Source organism: Pseudomonas sp. (assembly GCF_048265905.1).
GTDB lineage: Bacteria > Pseudomonadota > Gammaproteobacteria > Pseudomonadales > Pseudomonadaceae > Aquipseudomonas.
The window spans coordinates 30,809-56,532 of sequence record NZ_JBLXAP010000004.1 but is presented as its reverse complement, the minus strand read 5'-3'; the positions used below and the strand labels follow the sequence as shown (position 1 = coordinate 56,532).

27 protein-coding genes are annotated in these 25,724 nt (G+C 53.8%); 8 read left to right on the top strand and 19 right to left on the bottom strand.

Annotated features, from left to right (window positions below):
- Window positions 1–12 precede the first annotated feature (12 nt).
- On the bottom strand, window positions 13–1,527 hold the full coding sequence (ilvA, locus tag ACN0UH_RS07680) for a threonine ammonia-lyase, biosynthetic (protein WP_417661501.1): 1,515 nt from the start codon (window positions 1,525–1,527) through the stop codon (window positions 13–15).
- Between the two features lie 189 nt (window positions 1,528–1,716).
- Here ilvA and rpiA point away from each other — a divergent pair, with 189 nt between their 5' ends.
- Entirely contained in the window at window positions 1,717–2,388 is a 672-nt protein-coding gene (gene rpiA / locus ACN0UH_RS07675) for a ribose-5-phosphate isomerase RpiA (RefSeq protein WP_417661681.1), read from the top strand.
- A gap of 287 nt (window positions 2,389–2,675) precedes the next feature.
- Complete coding sequence (locus ACN0UH_RS07670; protein ID WP_417661500.1) at window positions 2,676–3,008, top strand: YegP family protein; 333 nt, start codon at window positions 2,676–2,678, stop codon at window positions 3,006–3,008.
- Window positions 3,009–3,097: 89 nt separating this feature from the next.
- Here ACN0UH_RS07670 and ACN0UH_RS07665 read toward each other — a convergent pair whose 3' ends face one another.
- The 5 genes from ACN0UH_RS07665 to ACN0UH_RS07645 form a co-directional block, all read right to left on the bottom strand.
- Window positions 3,098–4,009 (bottom strand): SdiA-regulated domain-containing protein, encoded by a 912-nt coding sequence (locus ACN0UH_RS07665; RefSeq protein WP_417661499.1) that lies wholly within the window; start codon window positions 4,007–4,009, stop codon window positions 3,098–3,100.
- 137 nt (window positions 4,010–4,146) lie between these two features.
- A complete protein-coding gene (locus tag ACN0UH_RS07660; protein ID WP_339515418.1) occupies window positions 4,147–4,494 on the bottom strand; it encodes a NirD/YgiW/YdeI family stress tolerance protein in 348 nt (115 codons plus the stop codon).
- A gap of 88 nt (window positions 4,495–4,582) precedes the next feature.
- Complete coding sequence (locus ACN0UH_RS07655; protein WP_417661498.1) at window positions 4,583–5,482, bottom strand: SdiA-regulated domain-containing protein; 900 nt, start codon at window positions 5,480–5,482, stop codon at window positions 4,583–4,585.
- Between the two features lie 128 nt (window positions 5,483–5,610).
- On the bottom strand, window positions 5,611–6,276 hold the full coding sequence (locus ACN0UH_RS07650) for a fumarylacetoacetate hydrolase family protein (protein ID WP_417661497.1): 666 nt from the start codon (window positions 6,274–6,276) through the stop codon (window positions 5,611–5,613).
- Window positions 6,277–6,390: 114 nt separating this feature from the next.
- Window positions 6,391–7,782, bottom strand: a complete 1,392-nt coding sequence (locus tag ACN0UH_RS07645; RefSeq protein WP_417661496.1) for an FAD-binding oxidoreductase — start codon at window positions 7,780–7,782, stop codon at window positions 6,391–6,393.
- Window positions 7,783–7,969: 187 nt separating this feature from the next.
- Between ACN0UH_RS07645 and serA the strand changes: the two genes are divergently transcribed.
- Complete coding sequence (gene serA / locus ACN0UH_RS07640; protein ID WP_417661495.1) at window positions 7,970–9,199, top strand: phosphoglycerate dehydrogenase; 1,230 nt, start codon at window positions 7,970–7,972, stop codon at window positions 9,197–9,199.
- Window positions 9,200–9,286: 87 nt separating this feature from the next.
- Here the strand turns inward: serA and ACN0UH_RS07635 are convergent, their stop codons facing one another.
- From ACN0UH_RS07635 to ACN0UH_RS07625, 3 genes are all read right to left on the bottom strand, one after another.
- Window positions 9,287–9,721 (bottom strand): DUF4399 domain-containing protein, encoded by a 435-nt coding sequence (locus ACN0UH_RS07635; RefSeq protein WP_417661494.1) that lies wholly within the window; start codon window positions 9,719–9,721, stop codon window positions 9,287–9,289.
- A gap of 73 nt (window positions 9,722–9,794) precedes the next feature.
- Complete coding sequence (locus tag ACN0UH_RS07630) at window positions 9,795–10,286, bottom strand: DUF523 domain-containing protein (RefSeq protein WP_417661493.1); 492 nt, start codon at window positions 10,284–10,286, stop codon at window positions 9,795–9,797.
- A gap of 39 nt (window positions 10,287–10,325) precedes the next feature.
- Window positions 10,326–10,949: a 2OG-Fe(II) oxygenase gene (locus ACN0UH_RS07625; RefSeq protein ID WP_417661492.1), complete on the bottom strand. Its 624-nt coding sequence runs from the start codon at window positions 10,947–10,949 to the stop codon at window positions 10,326–10,328.
- 85 nt (window positions 10,950–11,034) lie between these two features.
- Here ACN0UH_RS07625 and ACN0UH_RS07620 point away from each other — a divergent pair, with 85 nt between their 5' ends.
- Complete coding sequence (locus ACN0UH_RS07620) at window positions 11,035–11,802, top strand: DUF2059 domain-containing protein (RefSeq protein WP_417661491.1); 768 nt, start codon at window positions 11,035–11,037, stop codon at window positions 11,800–11,802.
- Between the two features lie 56 nt (window positions 11,803–11,858).
- Here the strand turns inward: ACN0UH_RS07620 and ACN0UH_RS07615 are convergent, their stop codons facing one another.
- On the bottom strand, window positions 11,859–12,794 hold the full coding sequence (locus ACN0UH_RS07615; protein ID WP_417661490.1) for an alpha/beta hydrolase: 936 nt from the start codon (window positions 12,792–12,794) through the stop codon (window positions 11,859–11,861).
- A 121-nt stretch (window positions 12,795–12,915) separates the two neighbouring features.
- On the opposite strand from ACN0UH_RS07615, the gene ACN0UH_RS07610 reads away from it, so the two are divergent.
- A complete protein-coding gene (locus tag ACN0UH_RS07610; RefSeq protein WP_417661489.1) occupies window positions 12,916–13,494 on the top strand; it encodes a DUF6436 domain-containing protein in 579 nt (192 codons plus the stop codon).
- Between the two features lie 8 nt (window positions 13,495–13,502).
- Here the strand turns inward: ACN0UH_RS07610 and ACN0UH_RS07605 are convergent, their stop codons facing one another.
- Complete coding sequence (locus tag ACN0UH_RS07605; RefSeq protein ID WP_417661488.1) at window positions 13,503–14,528, bottom strand: AraC family transcriptional regulator ligand-binding domain-containing protein; 1,026 nt, start codon at window positions 14,526–14,528, stop codon at window positions 13,503–13,505.
- A 143-nt stretch (window positions 14,529–14,671) separates the two neighbouring features.
- Here ACN0UH_RS07605 and ACN0UH_RS07600 point away from each other — a divergent pair, with 143 nt between their 5' ends.
- Both ACN0UH_RS07600 and ACN0UH_RS07595 read left to right on the top strand, forming a co-directional pair.
- Window positions 14,672–17,053, top strand: a complete 2,382-nt coding sequence (locus ACN0UH_RS07600; protein WP_417661487.1) for a penicillin acylase family protein — start codon at window positions 14,672–14,674, stop codon at window positions 17,051–17,053.
- 73 nt (window positions 17,054–17,126) lie between these two features.
- A complete protein-coding gene (locus ACN0UH_RS07595) occupies window positions 17,127–17,567 on the top strand; it encodes a YtoQ family protein (protein ID WP_087515199.1) in 441 nt (146 codons plus the stop codon).
- Between the two features lie 105 nt (window positions 17,568–17,672).
- On the opposite strand, the gene ACN0UH_RS07590 is transcribed toward ACN0UH_RS07595, so the two are convergent.
- On the bottom strand, window positions 17,673–18,203 hold the full coding sequence (locus ACN0UH_RS07590; protein ID WP_417661486.1) for a flavin reductase family protein: 531 nt from the start codon (window positions 18,201–18,203) through the stop codon (window positions 17,673–17,675).
- Between the two features lie 472 nt (window positions 18,204–18,675).
- Between ACN0UH_RS07590 and ACN0UH_RS07585 the strand changes: the two genes are divergently transcribed.
- On the top strand, window positions 18,676–19,344 hold the full coding sequence (locus ACN0UH_RS07585) for an FMN-dependent NADH-azoreductase (protein ID WP_417661485.1): 669 nt from the start codon (window positions 18,676–18,678) through the stop codon (window positions 19,342–19,344).
- Here the strand turns inward: ACN0UH_RS07585 and ACN0UH_RS07580 are convergent.
- The 7 genes from ACN0UH_RS07580 to ACN0UH_RS07550 all read right to left on the bottom strand — a co-directional run bounded on the left by ACN0UH_RS07580 (window position 19,341) and on the right by ACN0UH_RS07550 (window position 25,623).
- Window positions 19,341–20,075: a LysR substrate-binding domain-containing protein gene (locus ACN0UH_RS07580; protein WP_417661484.1), complete on the bottom strand. Its 735-nt coding sequence runs from the start codon at window positions 20,073–20,075 to the stop codon at window positions 19,341–19,343. The two genes, ACN0UH_RS07585 and ACN0UH_RS07580, sit on opposite strands and share 4 nt — an antisense overlap.
- Entirely contained in the window at window positions 20,024–20,263 is a 240-nt protein-coding gene (locus tag ACN0UH_RS07575) for a LysR family transcriptional regulator (RefSeq protein WP_417661483.1), read from the bottom strand. The genes ACN0UH_RS07580 and ACN0UH_RS07575 overlap by 52 nt, the downstream gene beginning before the upstream one ends.
- A 104-nt stretch (window positions 20,264–20,367) precedes the next feature.
- Window positions 20,368–21,087 (bottom strand): Type 1 glutamine amidotransferase-like domain-containing protein, encoded by a 720-nt coding sequence (locus ACN0UH_RS07570; RefSeq protein ID WP_417661482.1) that lies wholly within the window; start codon window positions 21,085–21,087, stop codon window positions 20,368–20,370.
- A gap of 429 nt (window positions 21,088–21,516) precedes the next feature.
- Window positions 21,517–22,062 carry a fimbrial protein gene (locus ACN0UH_RS07565; RefSeq protein WP_417661481.1) on the bottom strand — a complete coding sequence of 182 codons (546 nt, stop codon included), beginning with the start codon at window positions 22,060–22,062 and terminating at the stop codon, window positions 21,517–21,519.
- Window positions 22,063–22,360: 298 nt separating this feature from the next.
- Window positions 22,361–23,050 (bottom strand): GNAT family N-acetyltransferase, encoded by a 690-nt coding sequence (locus tag ACN0UH_RS07560; RefSeq protein WP_417661480.1) that lies wholly within the window; start codon window positions 23,048–23,050, stop codon window positions 22,361–22,363.
- A gap of 337 nt (window positions 23,051–23,387) precedes the next feature.
- Window positions 23,388–24,104 (bottom strand): class I SAM-dependent methyltransferase, encoded by a 717-nt coding sequence (locus tag ACN0UH_RS07555; RefSeq protein ID WP_417661479.1) that lies wholly within the window; start codon window positions 24,102–24,104, stop codon window positions 23,388–23,390.
- Window positions 24,105–24,303: 199 nt separating this feature from the next.
- Entirely contained in the window at window positions 24,304–25,623 is a 1,320-nt protein-coding gene (locus ACN0UH_RS07550) for a serine hydrolase domain-containing protein (protein WP_417661478.1), read from the bottom strand.
- Window positions 25,624–25,724 lie beyond the last annotated feature (101 nt).

Below are 25,724 nucleotides of genomic sequence, written 5' to 3'. Positions count from 1 at the left end.
CGTGTTTATGGCCTATCCAAGGAAAAGTCTGTACGCCGGATTCTCGCTCTCATCCCAGTAGGGATAACCGATCACATCGAGTGCTTCCGGAACCAAGTGGCGCTCGTGCTGGGGAACTTGCAAACCCGCCACAACACGACCATCTGCCGCGCCGTGGTTGCGATAATGGAACATCGAGATATTCCAGCGACCGCCGAGCCTATTCAAGAAGTTGAACAAGGCGCCCGGACGCTCAGGAAACTCAAAGCGCAGTATCAGCTCATCACTGACCTGCTCCGCTCGCCCGCCCACCATGTGGCGTATATGCAGCTTGGCAAGTTCGTTGTCGGTCAAATCAATAACCGGGAAGCCTTTGCTTTGCAAGCCTTCAACCAAGGCGGCGCGCGGGTCGGTTTCGGGATGAGTCTGCACGCCAACGAAGATGTGGGCTTCTTTGGCAGCATGATAACGGTAGTTGAATTCAGTGATCTGACGCTTACCGAGCGCCTCACAGAACGCCTTGAAGCTGCCCGGCTGCTCCGGAATGGTCACGGCAATGATCGCCTCACGCTTCTCGCCAAGCTCGGAGCGCTCAGCAACGTGACGCAACCGGTCAAAATTGATGTTAGCGCCCGAGTCGATACCGACCAGAACCTGACCTCGACTGCCTTCACGGTCAACGTATTTTTTGATGCCGGCAACACTTAGCGCTCCCGCAGGCTCGGTGATGGAGCGCGTGTCATCGTAGATGTCCTTGATCGCCGCGCAGATTTCATCGGTGCTGACGGTAATCACTTCGTCGACATAATCCTTGCAGATATCAAAGGTGTGCTTGCCGATCTGGGCAACGGCGACACCATCGGCGAACAGGCCAACCTGCCCCAACACCACTCGCTCGCCTGCCGCCATGGCGGCTTGCAAGCAGTTGGAGTCATCCGGCTCCACGCCAATAACCTTGGTTTCCGGACACAGGTATTTAACGTAGGCCGCGATACCCGCGATCAAGCCGCCGCCACCCACCGGGACAAACACCGCATCAATCTTGCCTTGGTACTGACGCAGGATTTCCATTGCCACGGTGCCTTGGCCTGCGATGGTGTCCGGATCATCGTAGGGATGAACGTAAGTGAAACCCTTTTCCTCGACCAGCTTTAGCGAATGGGCCAAGGCTTCAGGAAAGCTATCGCCATGCAACACAACGATTCCGCCACGCGAACGCACGCCATGAACCTTGATTTCCGGCGTGGTTCGGGGCATCACAATGGTGGCTTTCACCCCAAGGTGCTTGGCCGCCATGGCCAGACCTTGGGCGTGATTGCCCGCCGATGCGGTGACTACGCCGCGCTCACGCTCAACATCACTGAGTTGAACCAGTTTGTTGTAAGCGCCGCGAATCTTGAACGAGTAAACCGGCTGCAGATCTTCACGCTTAAGCAAAATCTTGTTGCCCAGGCGCTCTGAAAGTTGAGGAGCGGCTTGCAACGGCGTTTCCACCGCTACGTCATAGACGCGCGAGGTCAGGATTTTCTTAACGTATTGTTCGAGCATGGTCTCTATCGCAGGCGGGTTCCAATTGAGCTCCCGAGTCTACCCCACGGCGGCGGTGCTAGACCACACGGAATCTGAGGCCATGGACGGGGGCTGCGACGCAACGTGTGTGCAATCAGCGCGAGGTTTTGCCGCACATACCGCTATAATCAGCGCCTATTCAATCTTCAACTCAGGCTTAGAACCGTGATGACTCAGGACCAACTCAAGCAAGCTGTAGCGCAGGCTGCTGTCGACTATATCCTCCCCAAGCTGGACGCCAAGAGCGTTGTTGGCGTGGGCACGGGCTCTACCGCCAATTGCTTTATTGATGCACTGGCCAAGCACAAAATGGAATTCGACGGTGCAGTTGCCAGCTCCGAAGCCACCGCTGCACGCCTTAAAGGTCACGGCATCCCGGTGTACGAGCTAAATACTGTCAGCGACCTGGAGTTCTACGTCGATGGCGCCGATGAAAGCGATGAGCGCTTGAACTTGATCAAAGGTGGCGGCGCAGCACTGACTCGTGAAAAGATCGTCGCGGCCGTGGCCAAAACCTTCATCTGTATCGCTGACGCCAGCAAGCTGGTTCCGGTGCTTGGCGCATTTCCACTGCCCGTTGAAGTGATCCCGATGGCGCGCAGCCATGTCGCTCGTGAGCTGGTCAAGCTCGGCGGTGACCCGGTGTATCGCGAAGGCGTGGTTACGGATAACGGCAACGTGATTCTTGATGTATTTAACATGCAGATCGTCAACCCAAGCGAACTGGAAGCGCAAATTAACGCAATCGTCGGCGTTGTCACCAATGGCTTGTTCGCCGCGCGCGGTGCCGACTTATTGCTGCTGGGAACCAGCGAAGGGGTTAAGAGTCTGACTCGATAAGAGGTCTTCCGGAACCTCTGAAAAAGGTAGCGAGCGACGGGTACAAGGTGCAACGACCAACGGGAGTAACAGCCAAAGTCTGGCCCGAAGGGCGAGCGCCAGCGAGTCAAAAAATGCGAAAAAGCGACCGGGGTCGCGCTCGACTTTACGTGTTGTAAATGAGCATTTTGAGCAGTTTTTTAACGCAGTAATACCTAGCGCAGTAGTTTTTCAGAGGTTCCTTAGCTGGTCGGTTGGCAAAGACCAGCTAGACTCGGATTGTCCCTATCCCGACCAAGGAGGTCGCAATGGCCAGCAAATTTAATCTGAAAAAAGCCAAAGACGGTCAGTTTCACTTCAATCTGTCAGCAGGTAACGGTGAGATCATCCTCACCAGTGAGATGTACAAAGCCAAGGATTCAGCACTCAATGGCATTGAGTCAGTCAGAAAGAACTCGGCGCGCGAAGGTGCTTTCGAGACCAAAACGTCCAGCAACGACAAGCATTACTTCGTGCTCAAATCGACCAACGGCCAAGTCGTCGGCCAAAGCCAGATGTACAGCACTGCCGCGAGCTGCAAAGCCGGCATTGAATCGGTGCAGAAGAACGCGCCCGTGGCTGTGCTCAACGACGAGAGCTAAAACGCTGTAAGCAATGTCCAACAATAAAAAGCCGGTAGCTCTGTTTGAGCACCGGCTTTTTTACGACTTCTGAAACTGGTGGAACAGTCCTAGTCTGCTTTTTTCTCGAAGACATAGAACAAATTCGGTTCACTGATCAAATACAGCACGCCTTTGTCATCCATGGCGACACCTTCGGCCTGTGGCACCGACGCCTTCAAGCCATGCTGGCGGCGCAGCAAGGACAAAGTGCTAATCGGCTTGCCCTCGACATCAAGCTCGATGACAAGACTCGACTCATCAGAGAGCGCCAGCAAATGGCCCGTTTTCTCGTCAAACTGCAAGCTGGACAGATCGCGAACAAACAAACCCTTGTCGCGCTTGACGTTATCCACCACATGCACTGAATACTGCTCTTCGGCATTGGCTTCGGCAAAACCGGTAATTTCAAGAATCCGCACGGGGTCACGCTCTTTGGCGACAAACAAACGCTTGCCCACCGAGTCATAAGCCAAGCCTTCAAACCCTTTATTACCGCCCCCACCTACACTTAGCGAGAGCTGCTTGGTCTGATTCGCGTTGACCTGCTCAGTATTGTCATCAATTTCTACCCGCAGCAGCCGTTGGAGCCGCTCATCGGTAACCACGAACACATTGGGGCGAATATATTCGACCGCTTCGGGATCTCCAAAACCGACTAAATCAATACGCCGCAAAACCTGGCCATCAAGCGATAGCTCTATCAACTGTGGTTGCGTATTGGTGACAGTAAACAAGGTGCGCCTATCGGGATCGAAAGTCAGCGCGGAAATATCATCATCAAGGCCTTCAATTTTCTTGGCTTCAAGACTGACTCGGTAATCTGACAGCCAGATCGCATCCGTTTGACTGCTGCTGGCAGATGTCGCGTTAAACCAAACCCGTTCAAACAAGCGAAACTGCTGTGCAGCGAGCCCCAGCGATATCACCAACAGTGCCAACAAGGCCAGTAACACAGATTTAACCGTGAACAAGGAACGCATTTTTGTACTTCTCAGAAATTGCGCATAAAAAACGCCGCCCAAGCTCAACTTGCAGCAGCGCATCTACCTTTAAGGCTGACTCCGGGTGCACTCAATCAAATGCACCCGGAATGCCAATCACAACAAGCTAGCAAGCTTTACTTGACCAGTTCGACGCGGTCAACTTCAACTTCAACGCCGCTACGGCCCTGATCAACTTCACCGGTCAGCTTGACGGTGGCTTTATCGTCGACGCTCTGGCTCGGCCAGTCTTCATCATCGATTTCAACTTCGACGGTGCCGGTCGAGTCCTTGAATGTGTAGTGTTCGCCGCGCAGACGTTCAACAATCTGGCCTTGCAGCACAACCTGAGTATCGTCAGCAGCCTTGAGCGCTTCAGCGACTGTGGTCACCTGAACGTTGGCGCTAGGACCGTTGTAGCTTTGAGCCATAACGGCAGTGGAAAACAGGGGTGCAAGCAGCAGTGCGAGAGTAGTGCGTTTCATAATCTGAATCTCTAATCAGTGAATGACAGGGTCAGATTAACCAGCGTAGCTGAAGCCTTGCTGAATTTTGGCTTAAGCCAAACTTAAATCAATCATCGCCAGCATCAGACTTGCTCAACACATAAAAGAGATTGGGCTCGCTGATTACATAAATGTCGCCATCAGCACCAATAGCCACACCCTCGGGTTGCTTCATGCCCCAACCCAGGCCGTTGAGCCCGGTAGCAAAACTAATAAAACTACGCGGCTTGAAGTTGGCGTCCAGCTCAACCAACACGCGCGACTCGTCAGACAGCATCAACAAGTGCCCGGTACGCGGATCAAAACTCACTGAAGAAATATCGCGGACAAACACATCATCAATGTTCAGTTCTTGCATGCCCTGCGCAGGACCACTTTTACTCGACAGTGGCAAAGTGAAAAGTCCACGGGGATCTCGCTCTTTAGCGAGCAACAAGCGTTGCTGGCGACTGTCCCAGCCTAACCCTTCGAAGCCTTTGTTACCGGCATCAGAGAACCCCAGGTCAACTTGGATTTGCTGCCTGGCATCAATTTGGGTGGTGCTTGCAGTTAAAGAGAAAATCGTTAGCGTTCGCTGACGCTCATCGACAATTGCCATCAAGTCGCCAGAAAGCACTTCGACACCTTCCGGATTTTCAAGCCCTGTCACCGGGATACGCCGCAGTACATCGCCTGTCAGCGACAACTCAACCAACTCGGTATGCTTACCCAATATGGTAAATAAGGTGTTGCTACTGGGCCGGTAAGTCAGGCCGGAAACCTCGCCCTCTTCAAGCCCATCAATCACTTTGTCGGATAGGGTTACGCGATAGCTGGGTAACCAAATGCTCGACGCTTGCACCTCGGTGCTGGATTGCAGCTCCTTCATAAAGAACAACGCTCGTTCATCCCAGCGTTGATAGAGCCCCACACCGACAAACACCACAAGCATTAAAAACAGCAGGCTGCGACAGACAGTGCTGAACATCGTTGAGCTTTGGGGCACCGCAATTACTCAATAAAAACGATACCGCTCAAGCTAGGCGTATCCTAAAGTTCAAATACCGCTCAACGCGCATCCCTGCACATATTAAGAAAGGTGATTAAGACCAAGCATTAGAGGACTTGGCTGTTAAAACTGCTGAGGCCAACCAGTTCAAGCTGCAGGTCATCGCCCTTGTTCAGAGGGCCTACGCCGACAGGAGTTCCAGTGAGGATGACATCGCCAGGTTGCAGATTAAAGTGCCCGGCCATGTTCTGAATCATTGGCACGATCGGATTGAGCATGTCGCTGCTGTTGCCGTCCTGGCGGACTTCTCCATTGATGCTCATGCGAATCCCAATGTCGGTCAAATCAGCAATCGCATCGCCGCTGACAAAAGGTGCTAACACGCAGGCGCCGTCAAATGACTTGGCGATTTCCCACGGGTAGCCCTTTTCCTTGAGTTTGGCCTGCACATCACGCAGGGTCAGGTCCAAAGCCGGAGCGAAGCCTGAAATAGCATCACGTACTTCTTCGCTGCTCGGCGAGCGTGACAGCGGCTTGCCAATTAACACTGCGATCTCTGCTTCGTAGTGCACCGAACCACGGTCATCCGGAATATTGAAGCCACTGTTGAGCGGCACCACGCAACTGCCCGGCTTGATAAACAGCAACGGCTCGGTAGGAACGGGGTTATTCAACTCTTTGGCGTGCTCGGCGTAGTTACGGCCAATACACACCACTTTACCCATTGGAAAATGAATAGTGGTGCCGTCGATATACTGATGCTGATAGCTCATGAACACTCCTCAAAAGGTAATACAGTCCAGCGAGTCTGTTGCGTGCAAGCAATGCTGACCAAACAACAGCACCTGGCAATAGTGAACGCTGTTCAATGTTGGCTAAACAATCACTTAGGCGAAAATCTTACCGGGATTCATGATGCCATTCGGGTCAAACACCGCCTTGATGGCTTTCATGTAAGCAATTTCAGCCTCGGAACGGCTGTATCCCAAGTAGTCGCGCTTGGTCATGCCGACGCCATGCTCAGCAGAAATCGAGCCGTTGTACTTCTGCACGATCTCGAACACCCACTTATTAACAGTTGCGCACTTGGCGAAAAATTCGTCTTTAGTCAAACCCTCCGGCTTGAGGATGTTCAAGTGCAGGTTGCCGTCACCGATGTGGCCAAACCAGACAATCTCAAAGTCAGGGTAATGCTCACCGACGATCTCATCGATATCATGCAAAAACGCTGGGACTTTCGAGACAGTCACCGAAATATCGTTTTTGTATGGCGTCCAGTGGGAAATAGTCTCGGAGATGTATTCGCGCAGCTTCCACAGGTTTTGCAGTTGCTGTTCACTCTGGCTCATCACCCCATCGAGCACCCAGCCTTGCTCAACGCAATGCTCGAAAGTCTCAAGTGCGGCATTGGCAACTTCTTCGGTGCTGGCTTCAAATTCGAGCAATGCATAGAACGGACAATCGGTTTCAAACGCTGGCGGCACATCGCCGCGGGCCATGACTTTGGCCAAGGCTTTATCCGAAAAGAACTCAAATGCGGTCAGATCGAGTTTGTTCTGGAAGGCGTGCAGCACCGGCATGATCGAATCGAAATCAGCGGCGCCCAGCACCATTGCAGTGAGATTCTGCGGAGCGCGATCAAGGCGCATGGTCGCTTCGACAACAAAGCCCAGCGTACCTTCGGCACCGATAAACAGCTGGCGCAGGTCGTAACCCGTGGCGTTTTTGATCAGGTCTTTGTTCAGCTCGAGCAATTCGCCGGTGCCAGTCACAACCTTGAGCCCTGCGACCCAGTTGCGGGTCATACCGTAGCGAATAACCTTGATACCGCCGGCATTGGTGCCGATATTGCCGCCAATTTGGCTCGATCCGGCAGAGGCGAAGTCTACGGGATAATACAAGCCTTGCTCTTCAGCAAAGTTCTGCAGTTGCTCGGTAACGACACCAGGCTGGCAGACCACGGTGCGGTCGAATTCGTTGAACCCGAGAATTTGATTCATGTAGTCAAACGAAACCACAACTTCGCCATTGGCTGCGACGGCAGCAGCAGATAAACCCGTGCGGCCGCCAGATGGCACCAACGCAACCTTGTTCTGGTTCGCCCAACGGACGATGGCTTGCACCTGCTCAACGCTCTTGGGGAAGACAATAGCCAGCGGTGCCGGGGCAAAATGCTTGGTCCAGTCCTTGCCGTAGGCATCAAGGGAATCGGCATCGGTCAGCACTTTTCCGACTTCGACTAAGGACTTCAACTCGTCAATCAGGGCAGGATTGGTCATCTACAGAACTCTCAAACGATTCATGGTCACCCTGAGCACGCTTCATCTGCCAGGATAGGTGTTTCGCGGGGCACGTATGCTAGCATACGCACCCCGTTAATCAGTGCCCAGCACTAACCCACGGGCGTATCAGCAGTCACTGCTGAGAATTCTCCTGACACTCTATTGTGGGACAACAGGTACTCCGATGAGCAAGACCTCTCTCGACAAGAGCAAGATCAAGTTCCTTCTTCTCGAAGGCGTCCACCAAAATGCCGTGGACACTCTGAAGGCTGCCGGCTACAGCAATATCGAGTACCTCACCGGCTCGCTGCCTGAAGCCGAACTGAAGGAAAAGATCGCCGAGGCCCATTTTATCGGCATCCGCTCACGCACCCAATTGACCGCAGATGTATTTGATTGCGCCAACAAGCTGGTTGCAGTCGGCTGTTTCTGCATTGGTACCAACCAGGTTGATCTCGATGCCGCCCGCGAGCGCGGTATCGCCGTGTTCAACGCACCGTTCTCGAACACCCGCTCGGTTGCCGAACTGGTGTTGGCGCAAGCGATTTTGCTGCTGCGCGGCATTCCAGAGAAGAACGCCTCTTGCCACCGTGGCGGCTGGATCAAAAGCGCAGCCAACTCATTTGAGATCCGTGGCAAGAAACTGGGCATCGTCGGCTACGGTTCGATTGGCACACAGCTTTCGGTGCTTGCAGAAGCACTGGGCATGCAAGTGTTCTTCTACGACGTAGTGACCAAGCTGCCGCTGGGTAATGCAACCCAAATTGGCAAGCTGCATGACCTGCTGGGCATGTGCGACATCATTTCCCTGCACGTTCCTGAACTGCCATCTACTCAGTGGATGATCGGCGAAGCGGAAATCCGCGCAATCAAGCAAGGCGGCATTCTGATCAACGCGGCACGCGGCACTGTAGTTGAGCTTGATCACCTGGCAACTGCGATCAAGGAAGAACGCCTGATTGGCGCCGCCATCGACGTATTCCCGGTTGAGCCACGCTCGAACACTGAAGAGTTCGAGAGCCCGCTACGTGGTCTTGATCGCGTGATCCTGACGCCGCACATCGGTGGTTCAACCGCCGAAGCGCAAGCCAACATTGGCCTGGAAGTGGCTGAGAAGCTGGTCAAGTACAGCGACAACGGCACCTCGGTCTCGTCGGTCAACTTCCCGGAAGTGGCGCTGCCGTCACATCCTGGCAAGCACCGTTTGCTGCACATCCACGAAAACATTCCGGGTGTGATGAGCGAGATCAACCGCGTATTCGCCGAAAACGGCATCAACATCTCCGGTCAGTTCCTGCAGACCAATGAGAAGGTTGGTTACGTGGTCATCGACGTCGACGCAGATTATTCCGATCTCGCATTGGAAAAACTGCAGCACGTAAACGGTACGATCCGCAGCCGCGTTCTGTTCTAAACCAGAACTCAACTGCGCGGCACTAAAAAGGGAGGCTTAAAGCCTCCCTTTTTTATTGCTTACTGCGCGAATTGCAAGCCAGGCGACTTACTTCACTGTGACGGTGATCTTTTTCGACAAGACCGGCGGGTCAAATGGCACGTGGTTCTTATCGCCCAAGAGCAATTGCAATGTATGTTTGCCCGGTGCGAGAGTCAGCTCGGTTTCGGTCTGGCCTTTGCCGAAATGGACCACATTTTCGGTCGCCGGCAGTGGGCCATTCATCGCAGGCAATTGGTCGAGGTCTATCAGCAAATGGTGATGACCCGTATCTGGCGCATCCACACCTGCCGGGGCAACGCCCATGCCTTTCAAGCCAAAGCGTACGGTAAAGGTTTTATCGACTGTGGCACCATCCTTTGGCTCGATGATATACACCGAGGCATTTTCCGGAGCGGCTGTACGGGGCACTTCAGCGATGGCGGCAAAACTGGCGCCGAGCATAGATAAACTCAGGGCGAAGGCAGGCAGTAACTTATTCATCATGAACACCTTGTGGATTGATTCATGGGATTGACGCTGCTTTAGACAGGTTTGTTCCCTACCAACAGCAGCTCTAGTTTAGTTCAAGCTCAGCAAGCATCTGGATTGCCGCGCCTAATTGCTCCTCGTTAAACACTGCAACGCCCGCACGGCGCAGCAGGGCGGCAGTTACCCCTTCGCCAGCGACCTTGGTACCGCTGAAGCTGCCATCATAATTCTCAATATTTCCACATGACGGACTGCGCGCCTTGAGCAACGCAATGGCAATGTCGTGCTGCCTGACCAAAGCCAGTGCCTGCTCGGCTCCTGATACAAATTGAGCAGTGAAATCCTCATTTTCGATGCTGATCACCGGCAACAGGCCATCCAACACCTGTGCACCTTGGCCACCCGGAATTTCTGCAGCCGGGCGCGGCGTCGGCAAACCACCGGCAACTTCCGGGCACAGGGCAACAACACGGCCTTCAGCCTGCCAGCGCGTTAGCACGTCATAAGGCCCATGTGCCCCGCCGTCATAGCGCACGCGATGGCCTAATAAGCAGCGGCTGACTAAAATTTTGTGCATGGCTGAACTCCAGCATTGATGTGTCGCAAGGTGCTGCCCCTAAAGCGGCGAGTCGCCACGGCGCCGAAACCAACCGGTCAACGACAAACGTTCACGCTGAGCGGGTAAGACTTCATGGGGCATATCGGCGGAGAGAAATATCACCAGCACCCCAGCTTGCGGCTGCACATCACAGACCTGTCCATCAGGCAGATGCAAGCGCAACTCACCGCCCTGCCCGGCTTGCCACTGCTGATTAAGATACAGCACCACTGAAACAGCACGCCGGTCGTCGTCACGAAAGCGGTCCACATGTTTTTTGTAGAATGCGCCCGGCGGGTACAGGGCAAAATGGCTCTCATAATCCTCAAGGCCCAGATACAGGCCTTGATTGATCGCTTGGCGCAGCGACTCGAGTTTGGCCAAGTACTGGTCACACGCTTGCGACTGCCCCGGCTCTAACCACTGAATACGGTCGCCGCGAATGCCTTCCTGCACCATTTGTTCTTGGCCACGGCCTATACTCGCAGGCAGCAATGCACCTTGTGCGGCACGTTTGCGGCACTCTTGGGCCAATTCGAGGGTCAGAGCCTGTGTAAGAAATGCAGGCTGGAGTGACCAGCCTTGCTCAGCCAGGTCGTCGACAATACTCGAAAGCTGCTCTGGGGAGGGATATTCAGACATGCAGTTATTCTATCAGCGCCGCTTCTGCATCTCGACAAGCATCGACAGGCCAATGAAAATAGCCGCACGCCAGACAGGAGTCTTTATGCGCGCCCTATGTGTTGCACTTTTAACGCTTATCAGCCTGCCAAGCCTGGCAGTTTCTTCAATCGAGCTTTATCAGGTTGCCGGTTGGCCTGAACAACGCGCCCATTTCAACGATGCCCTGAGCGCTGCTCAAGCGCGCTATCGCAGCACGCTGCCGCCTGCTGTTTATCAGGCATTAGTCGACAACAGCAATAAGCGCTTTGCGCCACAAGCTATGGATCAGCGTGCGCAACAAGCTCTGCAAGACAACTTGACCGATCCAGCACCAGCCGTCACTTTCTTTAATTCGGCGCTGGGCAAGAAAATAGTGGCAGCAGAAACTCTCGCTACCCGTAAGGATCAACTCGCCCGTTACGCCAACGGTCTGCCACAAGTAGAAGCTTCGGACACCCGTCGTTTGCTGATTGGCCATCTGGCGCAAGCCTTGCCAGCCAAGGAAGCTGGCGCTGAAGTTAGCCTGGCACTGGCTGGCGTGGCAGCAGACAGCCTCAGTCAGATGATTCCGGGTTTGCTCGGCGGCGGTGCAGCGCAGGCCCTGCTCAGCTCGCAACGGCAGAACTTGATGAGTCAGATCGGCGCAGAGCTGGATAACACTTTGCTGTTTGTCTATCACGATCTGAGCGATGCTGAGCTGGAAGAGTTCGTCAGCTTCGCTCAGTCAGATGCGGGTAAAACCTATTATCAAGCGGCACTGGCAGCGATGCGGGCAGGTTTAGCTGTCGGTCAAAATACAGCTGATCTCGCTCCTGCCCCGCAAGGTATTTAAGACGCCGCCTTCTCTCGACTAACCGCAAGCCGTGTCACTGGCGTCTTGCGGTTCTGCTATTTGTGCAATTGCTTGGTCAGAAACGCAAAGTACTGGTCTCGGTAGGACTGAGCCTCATTGGCCATGTGGTGACGCGCTTCGGGCAATAGCAAAACTTTCGGCGCACTGAACTTAGCATCCAACATCGCAAGGTTGTGTTGCCAATCCACCGTCATATCGCCCTCACCTTGGACAATCAACGGGCTTCGCGGGCTGCGCCCTGTCGCCTCGATATACGGCACCCAACGGGTTAGCGCGCCAACCCAGGCGGTGGGTAAACACTGCGGTTGCAGCGGGTCGTGGTGATGCAGAAAGTCGATAAAATCTGCATCGTGCGAATTTTCGGTGAAACGTCGTGAAATTTTGCGCACAAACGGCTTGAGCGCGCGATAACTCAACTTCGACCAACCCCAAGCCCGAGGCCGCACCAAGGGTGAAAACAGAATTGTCTGGCCGATTTCGGCACCAGGATTGCCCGTCAGCAAGTAGTCGATAACGATTGCGCCGCCGGTACTCTGGCCGAACAGATGCCAGGGCTGCGGCAAATCCAGTTGCGCAGCCTGCGCCAAAGCAGCCTTGAGCACGACTTGGTACTCAGCAAAGGCGCCAATGCTGGCACGCGCCCCGCTCGACAAGCCATGCCCCGGCAGATCAAACGCCAGTACCGCGAAACCTTCATTCAGCGCCCACTCAATTACGTGGCGATACAGCGCCGTGTGATCGTAATAACCATGCAGCAACACCAACGTTGCCTTCGGTGCTTGTGGCCACCAGACCTGAACCGCAATGCGATAACCGGCAGCATCAAAGAAACCGAGCCGCACCTGCTGCGCCGCTAGCTTGTCGAGCCCATAGAACGATCGATACGTTTGCTCCTGCGGCAGGCTCATGGCGGCTGCGGCTATGGGTCGCAGACCGGCGACCACGCTGTCAGGGTTGAAACGCTCTGGCATTGGGCTTTCCATGATAAGTAGGCGTATGGCGCGATTATTTCACGTCACTGGTTACGCTGCGGATATTTTGCTGCCGGGCGCATCGTGGCAAGCTATACAGCCATTAGAAAGCACAGCCCTCATGCCAGCACCTCGCCGTAAAATTATCATTGCCAGTATCGCCGCCGTTGCAGTGATCATCGCGCTATTGTCGGCGTTCTTGTGGTTTGAGGCACGTTACCTGCGGGCATTCAGCGAACGTACTGCGGTCTTCACTGGCACAGATATTCGCTTGCCCGCAGAGATCGCCGGGCCCGGGCCGATTCGACTGGTGCATTTCTGGGACCCTGCATGCCCGTGCAATGTCGGCAATCAACAGCATTTGGCCGAGTTGGTCGAACACTTCGCGCCGCAAGGGGTTGAATTTTACGCGGTGCAAAAACCCGGAACCAACGGTAATTTGCCGGAAACACTCAGCGCATTAAAACCCTTGCCGCAACTGCCGGGCAACGAAAAGCTCCCCGCAAGCCCGGCGGTAGCGATTTGGGACCGAACAGGCAAACTCGCCTACTTTGGCCCTTACAGCTCGGGACTCACCTGCAATTCCAGCAATAGCTTTATTGAGCCAATTCTTAATGCTCTGGTTGATGGTCGCTCAGTCAGCGCCAGCAACAACATGGCGGTTGGCTGTTTCTGCGACTGGACCGCGAGCGATAAATAGCCAATCGTTCAACGCCGCTCTTTCTGTTTTGGCGTCCCACCCTGCCAGCGCCTGAACGCCCGGTAGAAAGGTGATAACTCCGCAAAGCCGCACGCACGCGCAACATCACGCGTGGCCATGCCCTGCGCAAGCAGCGTCAGCGCACGCAACCTGCGCACTTCATCATGGAGCTGACGAAAACTACTGCCCTGCGCCGCCAAATCCCGCTGCAACGCCGTCGGTTTCAGATTCAACGCCGAAGCGCATGCCTGCAGACCACACAACTGCTGCCCCAGATTAGCCTCCAACCAGTTGCGCACTCGCTCGAGTAACAGGTTCTCGCTCAACTCTGCCAGTTCTATCGTCGCCTGCTTGCTCAGCAACTCGAACAGTCGCGCATTAGCGCTACGCGAAGGCCGCGCAAGCATTGCCTGAGGGAATATCAACGCGTCGTGGCGCTGGCCAAAGCGCGGAGTAATGCCAAACAGACGCCGATGTTCAGTGATACGGCGCGGCTGCGGATGACGAAACTCAACCCCGTTTAAGCTGAATTCATCATCGGTCACGCTGCTCAACTGCTTCTGCCAAAGAAGCGCCAAACACTCAATTTGCTGACGCAGCGAGCCGACACCTCGATAATTGAGATCGATGATCAGCCGAACACTGTCGCGCTGCTCTTCAAGCCGCGCAGCAAATCCACCGGAGAGAATGTGCTGAAAACGCACAAAGCTCTCCAACGCCTGACGCAAATCTCGACTGGCCAAGAGCAAGTAACCCACCACGTCCATCGGTCGCGGTTTCATCACCTCGCCCAAATGCAGGCCGATATCCACATCGCCAGTTAACTGCTCCAGCGCCTGCCAAAAGCGCGGTGCGTGGTCATGTTCATGGCGGCTATCGAGCAATGGCGGCGATAGACGCGCACCGGCATAGGCGCGTCGATAAGTATCGGTCGGGTCAAAGCCCAGGCTGCTCAAACCCTCATATAACAGACGGCGCATAGTCGCCGAGTGAGTCAGGCTGATCGCGGCTGGCAGCGGCTGTTCAACAGTCATATGCGCCTTGTGGATAAACAACGATTAATTGACCAAATAATTTCAGCAATTATGTATTTGGTCAATGCCGTGGACCTGCCTAGTCCGCACAATAGGGACATAAAGGGCGGTTTAAACCGCAAGACAATAATAAGGATGATTGAATGAAGCGCTCGCTCTCTGTACTGGCCGTGATTGTTGCTCTAGCCGCTGCCGGCGGCGGTTGGTATTACACCAGCAAACAACCCCAGCGCGAGGGGGACGTTGCCCTGCAACACCTCAAAGCCCCCGTCAGCGTGCGTTACGACGAGCGTGGCGTGCCGCATATCAAGGCTGAAAACGAAACCGACATGTACCGCGCATTGGGCTTTGTTCATGCCCAAGACCGGTTGTTCCAGATGGAGTTGATGCGCCGCCTGGCGCGCGGAGAGCTGGCAGAGGTGTTAGGCAGCAAACTGGTTGAAACCGACCGCCTGTTCCGCACCCTGGAAATCCGCAAACACGCCGATGAATACGTGCAAAAGATGGATCAGAGCAGCGCCTCGTACAAAGCGCTGCAAGCGTATCTCGACGGCGTCAACCAGTATCAGGACAACAACCCCGCGCCGGTGGCGTTTGATGTGCTGGGCATTAACAAGCGCCCATTCACCGTGGCCGACACCATCAGCGTTGCCGGTTACATGGCTTACAGCTTCGCTGCCGCGTTTCGCACAGAGCCTGTGTTGAGCTATGTGCGCGACCAACTGGGTGCCGACTACCTCAAGGTGTTTGATCTCGATTGGCACCCGCAAGGCGTTATGCAACAACCGCTGGCCAGTAATGATTGGAAAGACCTCAACAGCATCGCCCGCCTAAGCAATGAAGCGCTCGCCGAAGCGGGTTTGCCGCAATTTGAAGGCAGCAACGCATGGGCGGTATCGGGCAGCCGCACGGCCAGCGGTAAACCCTTGCTGGCGGGCGACCCGCATATTCGCTTCTCAGTACCCGCGGTATGGTACGAAGCGCAGTTGAGCGCCCCCGGTTTTGACTTATACGGCCACCATCAGGCGCTTAACCCAGTTGCATCCTTGGGCCATAACAAGGATTTCGCCTGGAGCATCACCATGTTCCAGAACGACGACCTCGACCTGATCGCCGAAAAAGTTAACCCCCAAAACCCTAATCAGGTTTGGTACAACGGCCAATGGACAGACCTACAAAGCCGCACCGAAACCATTGCCGTCAAGGATGCCGAGCCGGTCACTCTAACTTTGCGTCGCTCCCCGCATGGCCCCATTATCAACGACGCATTGGGCGAGTCAGCAGGCAAAACACCTATCGCCATGTGGTGGGCGTTTCTGGAAACCGACAACCCAATTCTCGAAGGTTTTTACCAACTCAATCGCGCCGACACGCTTGAGAAAGCACGCACAGCATCAGAGAAAATCGAATCGCCAGGCCTTAACGTGATCTGGGCCAACGCCAAAGGGGATATCGGCTGGTGGGCGGCGGCCAAGCTGCCGCGTCGCCCTGCTGGCGTAAACCCGAGTTTTATTCTCGACGGTTCCACGGAAGAAGCAGACAAGCTCGGCTATTACCCATTCAGTGATAACCCGCAGGAAGAAAACCCACAGCGTGGCTATATCATCTCAGCTAACTTTCAGACCGTTTCACCTACCGGTATAGAAATCCCCGGTTACTACAACTTGCCGGATCGCGGCCAGCGCTTGGATCAACGCTTGGCTGACAACTCAGTGAAGTGGGATTTGGAAAATAGCCAGGCACTGCAACTTGACCCCGGTACCGGCTACGCACCACGCTTGCTGGCACCAATCATTGACGATCTGCGCAAAGCCGCAACCGATGATCAAGAGCAAGCGCTGCTTGAACAATTGGTAACCTGGAACGGCGACCACACAGTCGATGCAACCGCGCCGACCCTGTTTAACCAGCTTGTATATGAATTAACCAAGCAAGCGATGAGCGATGAGTTGCAAGGTGCATTTTTCGACAACTTGCTCACCACCCGCGTACTGGATGTGGCGCTGCCCCGCCTGACTGCTGACGCTAACTCACCGTGGTGGGATAATCGCAGCACCGAGGCCGTCGAAGACCGTGCGCAAACGGTCAAAGTGGCTTGGCAAGCGAGCATTGCCCACCTCAAGCAAACTCTGGGCGACGATCCGGCAAACTGGAAATGGGGCACTGCACACACCCTGACCCACAACCATCCGCTTGGCCAGCAAAAGCCGCTGGATCGCATCTTCAATGTCGGCCCATTTGCAGCGCCAGGCGGCCATGAAACGCCGAACAACCTGTCGCACCGCGTCGGTCCTGCGCCATGGTCGGTGGTTTACGGCCCGTCAACCCGGCGCCTGGTCGACTTGGCCGATGCCAGCACAGCACTGGGTATCAATCCGGTCGGCCAGAGCGGTATCCCGTTCGACAAGCACTACAGCGACCAAGCAGAGCGCTATATGCAAGGCGTTTACCTGCCCATGCACCTTAGCGGCAGCGATGTCGCAGCGCATACCCGCAGCACCCTGACCTTAAAACCTGCACGCTGATCCAACTGGCGTGCCGTCATCGGCGCGCCATGCTTGGTATAGTGGTTGTCTTTAACAAAGCATTGAGGTTCTGATGACTTGGACAATTTACTTATCCGGCGAGATTCATACCGACTGGCGTGAGCGCATCATCAATGGCGCCGCCCAAGCACAGCTCGACATCAAATTCACCTCGGCCAATACCGACCATGAAAGCAGCGACGCCGCGGGTGACGTACTTGGCGCTGAAGCTGAAAGCTTCTGGCGCGACCACAAATCATCCAAGGTCAATGCGATCCGCACCAAGACATTGCTTGAGCAGTGCGACGTGGCGATCATCCGCTTCGGCGACAAATACAAACAATGGAATGCTGCGTTTGATGCAGGCTTCTGCGCTGCATTGGGCAAACCCTATATAACCCTGCACGCTGACGACATCATTCACCCACTGAAAGAAGTCGACGCCGCCGCAATGGCTTGGGCGCAAACCCCGGAACAAGTGGTTGAACTGCTTAAGTACGTTACCCAGAACTAAAGCCGTAACCCGCGATTGAACGCCGTTGCATCGATGAGCAACGGCCAAGTTCACTACCAAGCCCCGCCACAGCGGGGCTATTTATTGTTCAGGATTAATCAGCTCTCACTTGGCATTTGCATGCAAGATGCCAAAAATACGCTGCGAGTAAGCCAAAGCACTGCCTTCGGCAGATTGTGCCTGCGCCACGCGCCCGACAAATACAGCATGACTGCCGAGGTTGATCTGCTGCTCAAGGTAGCAATCAAAACTGGCTAAGGCGTGATCCAAAACCGGGGCACCGGTGTGTTGCTCAATCCAGCTTGCACAGGCAAAACGATCACCGTTAGTAACAGGCAATTGACCGGCAAACACCTGGGCGATTTGTTGCTGCGCGCCAGTCAGTACGTTAACCGCAAAGCAGCCGTTACGATCAATTGCTGAGTAAGCCAGGTTATTGCGATTGATGCACACCAAGAGTAGTGGAGGCTCTGCTGAAACCGAGCTCATGGCGCTCACCGTCAAACCAAAGCGCCCGCCGGGTCCGTCCGTGGTCACGACCGTGACGCCGCTGACGCACTTGCCCATCGCAGCAATAAAGTCGGCAGCTGCTGCCTCAGGCGCAACAGCATTGAATGACAAAGCGTTCAGGGTCATGGCTTGTGTCCTCTGCAAAGCGGCTAAGACAGAGCTGTCAAATTTGGCGTCCTCGCTATGAAAAATCCTATAACCCCTGCAAAACCCCGGTTGGCTGCAAACGTCACCCACCTACCAACCTGCGCCATGCCGGGTCAATTTCCCAGAAACACCTCGCTTGCCTCTATTTTTAGAGAGTTCAACGTCACTAAGGCACTCAAGAGCCAGCGCTCTATAACTTATAAAAACCAAACAACACTTTATAAAGTCCAGGCCGTTAAGTTTTACTCAACCTGACAAACTATAAACTTCAGTCAAACCACTACAAACTTGAAACAACAATGGTTTCAATCCAGCGGAACACATAAAACTTAACTGTTGAGTTTTATTTAACTCAGCCCTAATAAAACTCAATAGGCAGAACGCCGTAAGTTATGGCCAACTTGTTTACGCCTTGAGGTAATTCAATCTCAGACTAAACAGGACCTAACCCATGACGACTCTTTTGCACATTGATGCCAGCGTACGATCTGAACGTTCCCTAAGCCGTAAACTCTCGCAGGCTTTTGTCGATGCGTGGGTTGAACAGGATGGCAACACAACGGTTATTGTTCGTGACATCGGACGCAACCCACCGCCGTTCATAACAGAAGCGTGGATTGCAGCGGTGTTTACGCCCGAAGAACATATGACTGCCGAAAAGCGCGAGGCGCTGCGCCTCTCGGATGAATTGATTGAGGAACTGAACCGCGCCGATGTCATCGTTATCGGCACTCCGATGTACAACTACGGCATGCCCGCCCAACTCAAATCATGGTTCGATAATGTGATTCGTATCGGCAAGACATTCAGCTTTGACTTGGGCCGGGGCGATTATCCTTTGGAGCCCATTATGGATGGCAAGAAGCTGGTCATTCTGTCTTCCCGTGGTGAATTCGGATTTGGCCCCGGCGGCATTCGCGAATCCATGAACCACCTGGACACTCATATCCAGACCTGCGCGCACTACTTGGGCGTGAATCAAACCCATAGCATTTCCATCGACTATCAAGAGTTTGGCGACGCTCGACATGAGGCCTCAATCGCAGATGCTTTCGCCACTGTCCCGAGTCTGGTCAAGCAACTGGCTGGTGAGAAAAAGCCACAGCTTTCGCCAGCTTAAGTGCCCGTGTCGCCACTCGGCTCTTGCGCCTCATTCAGGGCGCTTTCCCTGAATGACGCTGCCTCACTCAGCAGCCAATCTCTGAACAATGAAAGACTGCTGTGTGGGGCAGAGCCTGTGCCTTCGATCAGGTGGTAAGTGAAGCCCGGCAAGCTCGGCCCTTGCACTCTACGCATCTGCCCAGAGCGCAACTCATCGTCAACCAATACGTTGCTGCATAGCAACGGACCCAATCCCTGCTCGACAGCATGTAGTGCCAGCGTTTCCTCGCTGTACCAAGAAGTGCGCAACTCTCGCGAAGCGTCGTGTTCAACGTGGGCAAGCCAAGACGACCACAACGGCACATCCAGCGCTTGATTCTTCCATTTGAACGCCAACAGCGAACGGTTGTGAAAGTCGTCAATCCGGGCCTTGCGGTCGGCAGGACAGATGCTTTTGTGCGCTACAGCGATGTACTTATCCGCAAACAACACCGGGCCCCGCACATCAGCATCGACCGGCCCATAGCGAATAGCCAAGTCTGCTGTCCCGGCACGCACATCCACGATCTTTTCCGAGGCATGAATAGACACCACAAGGTTGGGATAAAGCGCGTTGAACTTCGCCAGACGCGGCATAAGCCAGCGTTCCGCAAATGCACGTGTGGTGGACACCTGAATGGCGTCACCGGCTTTTGGCGCTACCAGTAAGGCAAAGGCTTGGGCAATCTGATCAAAGCCGTCGCGTAACAACGGATAAATCGTCTTGCCTGCCGGCCTCGTTCCAAGAGCTTTTGGCCCAAGCCGTCTTCAAGCTGGCGGACTTGATGACTGACCGCCGCAACCGTCACAGAAAGCTCGTTGGCAGCAGCAGAAAAACTCTGATGACGCGCTACCGCTTCAAATGCACGCACGGAGTTCAATGGAGGTATTTTGCGCATCGCTTTTTCCTAGCATCTGACTGCGAGTGTCGGAAGCGCTCAATATGAGAGACAGAGGACGTGATTGGCAAATGCACTGGCGTTTAATTGAAGCCTTGAATGATTTACAGGGGTAGTTGCTGCCCAGAGCCAAACCGCTCGACGCTGACCTCACCGGATTGCTCAGTGTAGATATAGGCAAAGGCGTTCGGAAGACTGGTAAGGACTTGAGCGACGCCGTCTTGCCAATAGATTGCCGCACCATTGTCGCAAGCAATCGCCCTTTCACCTGAGGTGCGCACTAACTCTAGCAATGGGGCATGGCGCTGCTCTTTATCCAGATGCGGACAAAATACAGCGGGTAGAAAACCCAGCGCGTCGACCCGTTTCAGACTCCAGCGCGAGCCCGGCTCAGCAGTGAATCGATCCGAATCGCTCAGTCCGGCCTCGTACCAGCAAATGGCTCCAGCACTTAAACCTGAAAGAACGGTGCCATTCTCCCCTGCTTGGCGTAAGGCGTCAGCAATCCGAAAGTCTCGCCATATTGAGAGCATCTTTTGAGTGTTACCGCCGCCGACATAAATCAAATCGCAATCGAGAATCTTCTGTACGGCTTGTTGATGTGAAAAGCCCGAGCCTGTTGCCAGAAGGAAATCAACATCGCATCCAAGACGATCGCCATAGACATGCTGAAAGGTTTTGCAGTAGCCATCGGCATCGCCACTTGCCGTAGGAATAAACAGCGCCTTTGGGTTACGTTTCCCTGTTTGGCTGCAAATAAACGAGTCCAAATCCAGCGTTTCCAACTCAGAAATCTCACCACCGCCAATGGTTATAATCTTCATGTTGGATGTCCTTGGCTCAAGAAGGCGAATAAAAATTGAGGCGGCTTTTTGGGAGTTAAGACACCTCACAATTCGCTAGGGTTGAGAGGTCGCGTCAGGATCGGTGAGTCGAGAGGGAAGTAATGGAGGCCGACCAGGATGTTATACGAATGGCGGCTTTCAGTAAGATTCTGTTGAAAAAGTCGGTTTTTAAAAACTGCCAGGAACCTGATCGGTATAGGGGCCTGTTTTGCGCGTTACTGCGTGAAATCTGTGTCCGAATGCCTTTGCGGCAATTCAAGATTTCAATCTCATGCGCTTACTTTTCTGCGGAGAAAACCGCGTCCGACTTTTTCAACAGAATAAGTAAGAAAGCCGCCAATTAAAAACATCAACACTGTAGCTTATCTTATATTGTATTGCACTGAAGTATTTCTCTAATAATATTGCTTATCTATATTCCAAGGTATAAACCAATTGAGTGTCCACTGTACCAGGAGTCGCAGCATCGCCAGCAGCAACATATCGCGCGAAGTAGAGTAAATTTAAATTACCGGCGTCATCAGAGATATTTTCAGCATAATCATTGTTTCCCGAATTATTACGCAGATCAATAATATTGCTTTCTCTATCAAGAACCTGCACCTCAACGTTGCCAGCGGGATCAGTTGCGTTGTTGGTCAGATAGCCATTGCTCGGATCAACGTTATTTGACTCAAAATTAACTCGTATAGCAGCATTCGGCGGACAACTAGTCAGAGCGAAGGCCATACGACTAGAACCGGCAGTAGCCCCCGCAGAATTCAGCGCAGAGACAGACACATCAGGCAGAGTGAGAGTAGCATTCGATCCATTAGATACTCCAGTAGTAATGGAGATAGAACAGGATGAACTGACAACATTACCATGAATATCGATAGTGCCGTCCGCAGCAAGAGCGTTACTAGCAATCAGAGCACAGCAAGAAGCCATAAATAACTTGGTAGAGTTCTTCATATTATTCCTTCGGCAGAGAGTCAGTTGAGTAAATTAAACGCCATGACCTTTAATTAAAATTATTCATCATGAAATACAACTCAATATCTACTACTAGGTTTATACCTAACCACTCTTTGAGTTTGCGCTTGAAAAGAATACATACAACAGAAACATTAAACTAACTTGACTGCATGGTCACAAGAAAACAAGAAGACTCCTACACAATCCAGCTCATGATCCTATACAAAAAGCCAGAAACAGGTGGCAACCCTGTGTACTTTAAATGGCTTCCGACAGCTCGATGCCAGAACAATCATCAGTGAATCGTAGGAAAACGCTCTTTGACCAATGCTTGAGCCTGATAGGCAAGTTGGTCGAGCAGGCGGTCGCGCTTGCTTTCGGCATCGCTCATGGCTTTCTTGCCGTGCTGTTGCAGCAAATAGGTGTGAATCTGGCGCACTTCCTTGGACTGAAAAATTGGGGCCAGATCCTGCACCGCCACCATTCCACCCGAACGATAATTTCGAGTGCTAAGCACCACGTGTGGCCCCTGCGCTGCCAAGACCTGAAACCCCATGGCCTCGAAGGTTGGCACCTTGCTTGCCACGCAGGCCAACTCTGCATGGGGACGATGCTCAAGCAATTGCTGCAACATGGCCTTGGCAATACCACGTCGACGGTGGCTGGCCTGAACTGCCATGTAGGCCAGCGTGCAGGCCTCGGCATCATCCTGGCTCCGCAAATACAGGGCAAAACCCAACACCAGCGAGGGGTCTTCATTATCCAGAGCCAGGATCAATCTCGGGGCGCTATGCGCAGCGCTGCTCATGGCTTGCAGATACATATGCACCTCGTAGCCAATCACATACTGGTACAACTGATAGAGCGGATTGCTTGGCGTCAACGACACTGGGCTGATATCGCTGAAGTAGTCCACCACCATTTGTAGCACCTGCGAATTCAGGGACTCTGGCGGCGATGTTTCCAGGTGGACAAGGGTGAACATCGAAAAGCTAGCTCCGGGCGTGCCCGATCAGGGAAATCGGCGCTGGCGCCATTGTAACGCCCACCGGCATCACATGCATGGACCGCCCAACCTAGGAACGCGTAGCCTTGTAAGTGGTGCGTAGAGCGCTCAGCTCTAGCAGATTTCAGCCTGATGTTAAGGGCTGAAGTCAGCCAGATACGGTTATTCAACAACAATACGAAAGCAAAGGAAGCTTAGCATTTTGTAAATGCTGAATTACCACTGATTTTCTAGACACCTTGAAGGTCAGTTCTGGCCGATAGCTGCCGGTTACGAGCAACTGAAACTGTACAAAAGCAGTCGTTCGCACCCCTGTTCAAACCACTTTGCAGGTCAACCATGCACCCCAGAAAAGGCTACTGAAAAAACGCGTTGCATCACCAAACCCGGCGTCATGCAGGAGTTTTTGAACCGCTGCCTCGGAGTGTGGAGGATCGGCACCTTGCAGTATCTTCCCAAGTTTGGCCTTCACTTCATCCGCGCTGGCGCCATGCTGTCGCCACCGCTGCCCCCAAGCGGCAAGCAGTAATGGTTGGCTGGCATAAGCATATTGATTGCCTGCGACGATCAGCGGCGCGCCCGGTTTCAGGTGAGCCCGAATGGATTGCAGGATTTGTTGCTTCGCAGCATCCCCATCAAGATGATGGAGCACACCGATCAGGGTGGCTGCATCGTATGATTCGTCCGCTGTGAGGTCTTCAGCATGCCCAAGATGCAGGCTTGTTCTTTCGAGCAAATTATTGGCTTTCAACTGCTGCGCCGCAGCCTCCAGCATCGGCTCGGATGGATCAACGGCCGTGAAGCGCCAACCCGGCTCCAACGTTGCCATCGCAATAATCTCCTGCGCCGTACCGCCAGCACCAACGACCAGTATTTTCGCAGAACGCGCATTGCCCAAACTTGCCGCCAGCATGCACGCAGCCAAATCTTGGCAGGCGTCATACCCTGCAAGTGCAATACGGCTCTGCCGTGCGTACTCATTGGCGCGTGAAGTATCGAATTTTTCAGCCGAATTTAGAGGGGATGATTTCAAGGCAATTCTCCATGTCCTTGAATCAAGCTACGCCATATCATGAAATAATAAAAATTCATTAATTTCATAATATACATTCCCGAAAGGAATGCTTGATTCGTCTTCGCGCCGGGCACTTCCAGAGCCTTTCAGCTAACCGGCGGCGGGAGATGATTGACCAGTGACTGCAAGAGCACTGGTCAATCAAGAGTTGAATGCCCTATTTGTCTTTGCTCATCAGGAAGTCGGCCAAAGCAGAGTAAGCAGGCAGTGAAGTCGGATCAATCTGTGCGTTCATCGCCACCGGGTAGGAAGCAAAGCGGGCAATCACCATCTCGGCCTTGGGATCGACATAGATGGTTTGGCCGTAGATACCCCGCGCTGTAAATGCCTGATGATCGTTGTTGGCTACCCACCACATATTGCGGTAACTCCAGCCTGGCAAGGTTTTGTAGCCTGCCTTGGCAAACTGCTTCTGATCCCCACCCTTGCGGATATCGGCAACCACCGTTTCGGGGATGATCTGTTGACCGTTGAAGCGGCCATTGAGGCGCATGGCCTCGCCGAACCGGGCCATATCCCGTAGGCTGGCATTGAAACCACCACCGGCAAAGCCAGTGCCGACCTCATCAACCATGATGTAGGCGTTCTGCTCTGCGCCCAGCTTGCTCCAAATTCGCTCTTGCAAGAGCTCGGCAAAGGGCTTACCCGTTACCCGCTGCACCACCCAAGCCAGTGCATCGGAGTTAACGGTTTTGTAGGCGAACTCCTGGCCGTGCTCGCCTTTGGCTTTAAGTTTCTGCAAGAAGCCGTAGAGGGAGGTGGCGCCGGTATAGCCGGCAGGACGCGGTATCAGATGGCCGGCGCGGCCGTACTCCCAAACACCAGCTTTGGGGTCGGCATAGTCTTCGGAGTAATCGATGCTGGTGGTCATGTCCATTACTTGCCGCACGGTAGCATTGCCAAATGCGCTGTCTTTGAGCTCCGGTACATAGCGTGACACCAGCGCGTTTTCGTCCAGCGTCCCATCAGCAACCAGTATCGCAGCCAGAGTGCCAATAAAGGATTTGGTCACGGAAAAGGCAATATGCTGCCCCTCAGGTTTAAGCGCACCAAAGTAACGTTCGTACACAAGCTTTCCGCGGTGCAGCACCACAATGCCATCGGTGTAGTTGGCGGCCAGCGACTGCTTCCAGGTCATGGGTTTGTCGCTACCAATGGGTTTGAAACTCAGGCCATCGATATCGTCTCGTTCGGCGCGCGGCAGTACGCTTACCGCACCACCGCCGCGGGATACCTGCACCGTAGGCACCACTTCACGGATGTGGGAGAACGACCAGCGAGTAAAAGGAAATTGCAGAAAGTTGGAAAAATTCACGACTTTATCTGCCGCCGGTGGTGTGCCCTGCATCAAGCCCAGCACTTGTGGCTCACTGGCTTTTGCATCCAGCGGTGTAGCGCCCGTCGCGGCGGAGACATTCTGGTTCACCAGTAAACCTCCTATTAGTGCCAACAACAGCGAATTGCGTTTAAAACCCATACCAGTTTCCTTTTGGTAGTTTTGGTTCAGCGTTATGCAGCGATCGCAGAGAAAGTGTGTTCAAAGACCTCCTCGTTTTCCCGTTCAGGGCCAGTCAGGAG

Coding starts and splice junctions, on each gene's coding strand:
- ilvA (WP_417661501.1), bottom strand. CDS start 1,527: ATGCTCGAACAATACGTTAAGAAAATCCTGACCTCGCGCGTCTATGAC.
- rpiA (WP_417661681.1), top strand. CDS start 1,717: ATGACTCAGGACCAACTCAAGCAAGCTGTAGCGCAGGCTGCTGTCGAC.
- ACN0UH_RS07670 (WP_417661500.1), top strand. CDS start 2,676: ATGGCCAGCAAATTTAATCTGAAAAAAGCCAAAGACGGTCAGTTTCAC.
- ACN0UH_RS07665 (WP_417661499.1), bottom strand. CDS start 4,009: ATGCGTTCCTTGTTCACGGTTAAATCTGTGTTACTGGCCTTGTTGGCA.
- ACN0UH_RS07660 (WP_339515418.1), bottom strand. CDS start 4,494: ATGAAACGCACTACTCTCGCACTGCTGCTTGCACCCCTGTTTTCCACT.
- ACN0UH_RS07655 (WP_417661498.1), bottom strand. CDS start 5,482: ATGTTCAGCACTGTCTGTCGCAGCCTGCTGTTTTTAATGCTTGTGGTG.
- ACN0UH_RS07650 (WP_417661497.1), bottom strand. CDS start 6,276: ATGAGCTATCAGCATCAGTATATCGACGGCACCACTATTCATTTTCCA.
- ACN0UH_RS07645 (WP_417661496.1), bottom strand. CDS start 7,782: ATGACCAATCCTGCCCTGATTGACGAGTTGAAGTCCTTAGTCGAAGTC.
- serA (WP_417661495.1), top strand. CDS start 7,970: ATGAGCAAGACCTCTCTCGACAAGAGCAAGATCAAGTTCCTTCTTCTC.
- ACN0UH_RS07635 (WP_417661494.1), bottom strand. CDS start 9,721: ATGAATAAGTTACTGCCTGCCTTCGCCCTGAGTTTATCTATGCTCGGC.
- ACN0UH_RS07630 (WP_417661493.1), bottom strand. CDS start 10,286: ATGCACAAAATTTTAGTCAGCCGCTGCTTATTAGGCCATCGCGTGCGC.
- ACN0UH_RS07625 (WP_417661492.1), bottom strand. CDS start 10,949: ATGTCTGAATATCCCTCCCCAGAGCAGCTTTCGAGTATTGTCGACGAC.
- ACN0UH_RS07620 (WP_417661491.1), top strand. CDS start 11,035: ATGCGCGCCCTATGTGTTGCACTTTTAACGCTTATCAGCCTGCCAAGC.
- ACN0UH_RS07615 (WP_417661490.1), bottom strand. CDS start 12,794: ATGCCAGAGCGTTTCAACCCTGACAGCGTGGTCGCCGGTCTGCGACCC.
- ACN0UH_RS07610 (WP_417661489.1), top strand. CDS start 12,916: ATGCCAGCACCTCGCCGTAAAATTATCATTGCCAGTATCGCCGCCGTT.
- ACN0UH_RS07605 (WP_417661488.1), bottom strand. CDS start 14,528: ATGACTGTTGAACAGCCGCTGCCAGCCGCGATCAGCCTGACTCACTCG.
- ACN0UH_RS07600 (WP_417661487.1), top strand. CDS start 14,672: ATGAAGCGCTCGCTCTCTGTACTGGCCGTGATTGTTGCTCTAGCCGCT.
- ACN0UH_RS07595 (WP_087515199.1), top strand. CDS start 17,127: ATGACTTGGACAATTTACTTATCCGGCGAGATTCATACCGACTGGCGT.
- ACN0UH_RS07590 (WP_417661486.1), bottom strand. CDS start 18,203: ATGACCCTGAACGCTTTGTCATTCAATGCTGTTGCGCCTGAGGCAGCA.
- ACN0UH_RS07585 (WP_417661485.1), top strand. CDS start 18,676: ATGACGACTCTTTTGCACATTGATGCCAGCGTACGATCTGAACGTTCC.
- ACN0UH_RS07575 (WP_417661483.1), bottom strand. CDS start 20,263: ATGCGCAAAATACCTCCATTGAACTCCGTGCGTGCATTTGAAGCGGTA.
- ACN0UH_RS07570 (WP_417661482.1), bottom strand. CDS start 21,087: ATGAAGATTATAACCATTGGCGGTGGTGAGATTTCTGAGTTGGAAACG.
- ACN0UH_RS07565 (WP_417661481.1), bottom strand. CDS start 22,062: ATGAAGAACTCTACCAAGTTATTTATGGCTTCTTGCTGTGCTCTGATT.
- ACN0UH_RS07560 (WP_417661480.1), bottom strand. CDS start 23,050: ATGTTCACCCTTGTCCACCTGGAAACATCGCCGCCAGAGTCCCTGAAT.
- ACN0UH_RS07550 (WP_417661478.1), bottom strand. CDS start 25,623: ATGGGTTTTAAACGCAATTCGCTGTTGTTGGCACTAATAGGAGGTTTA.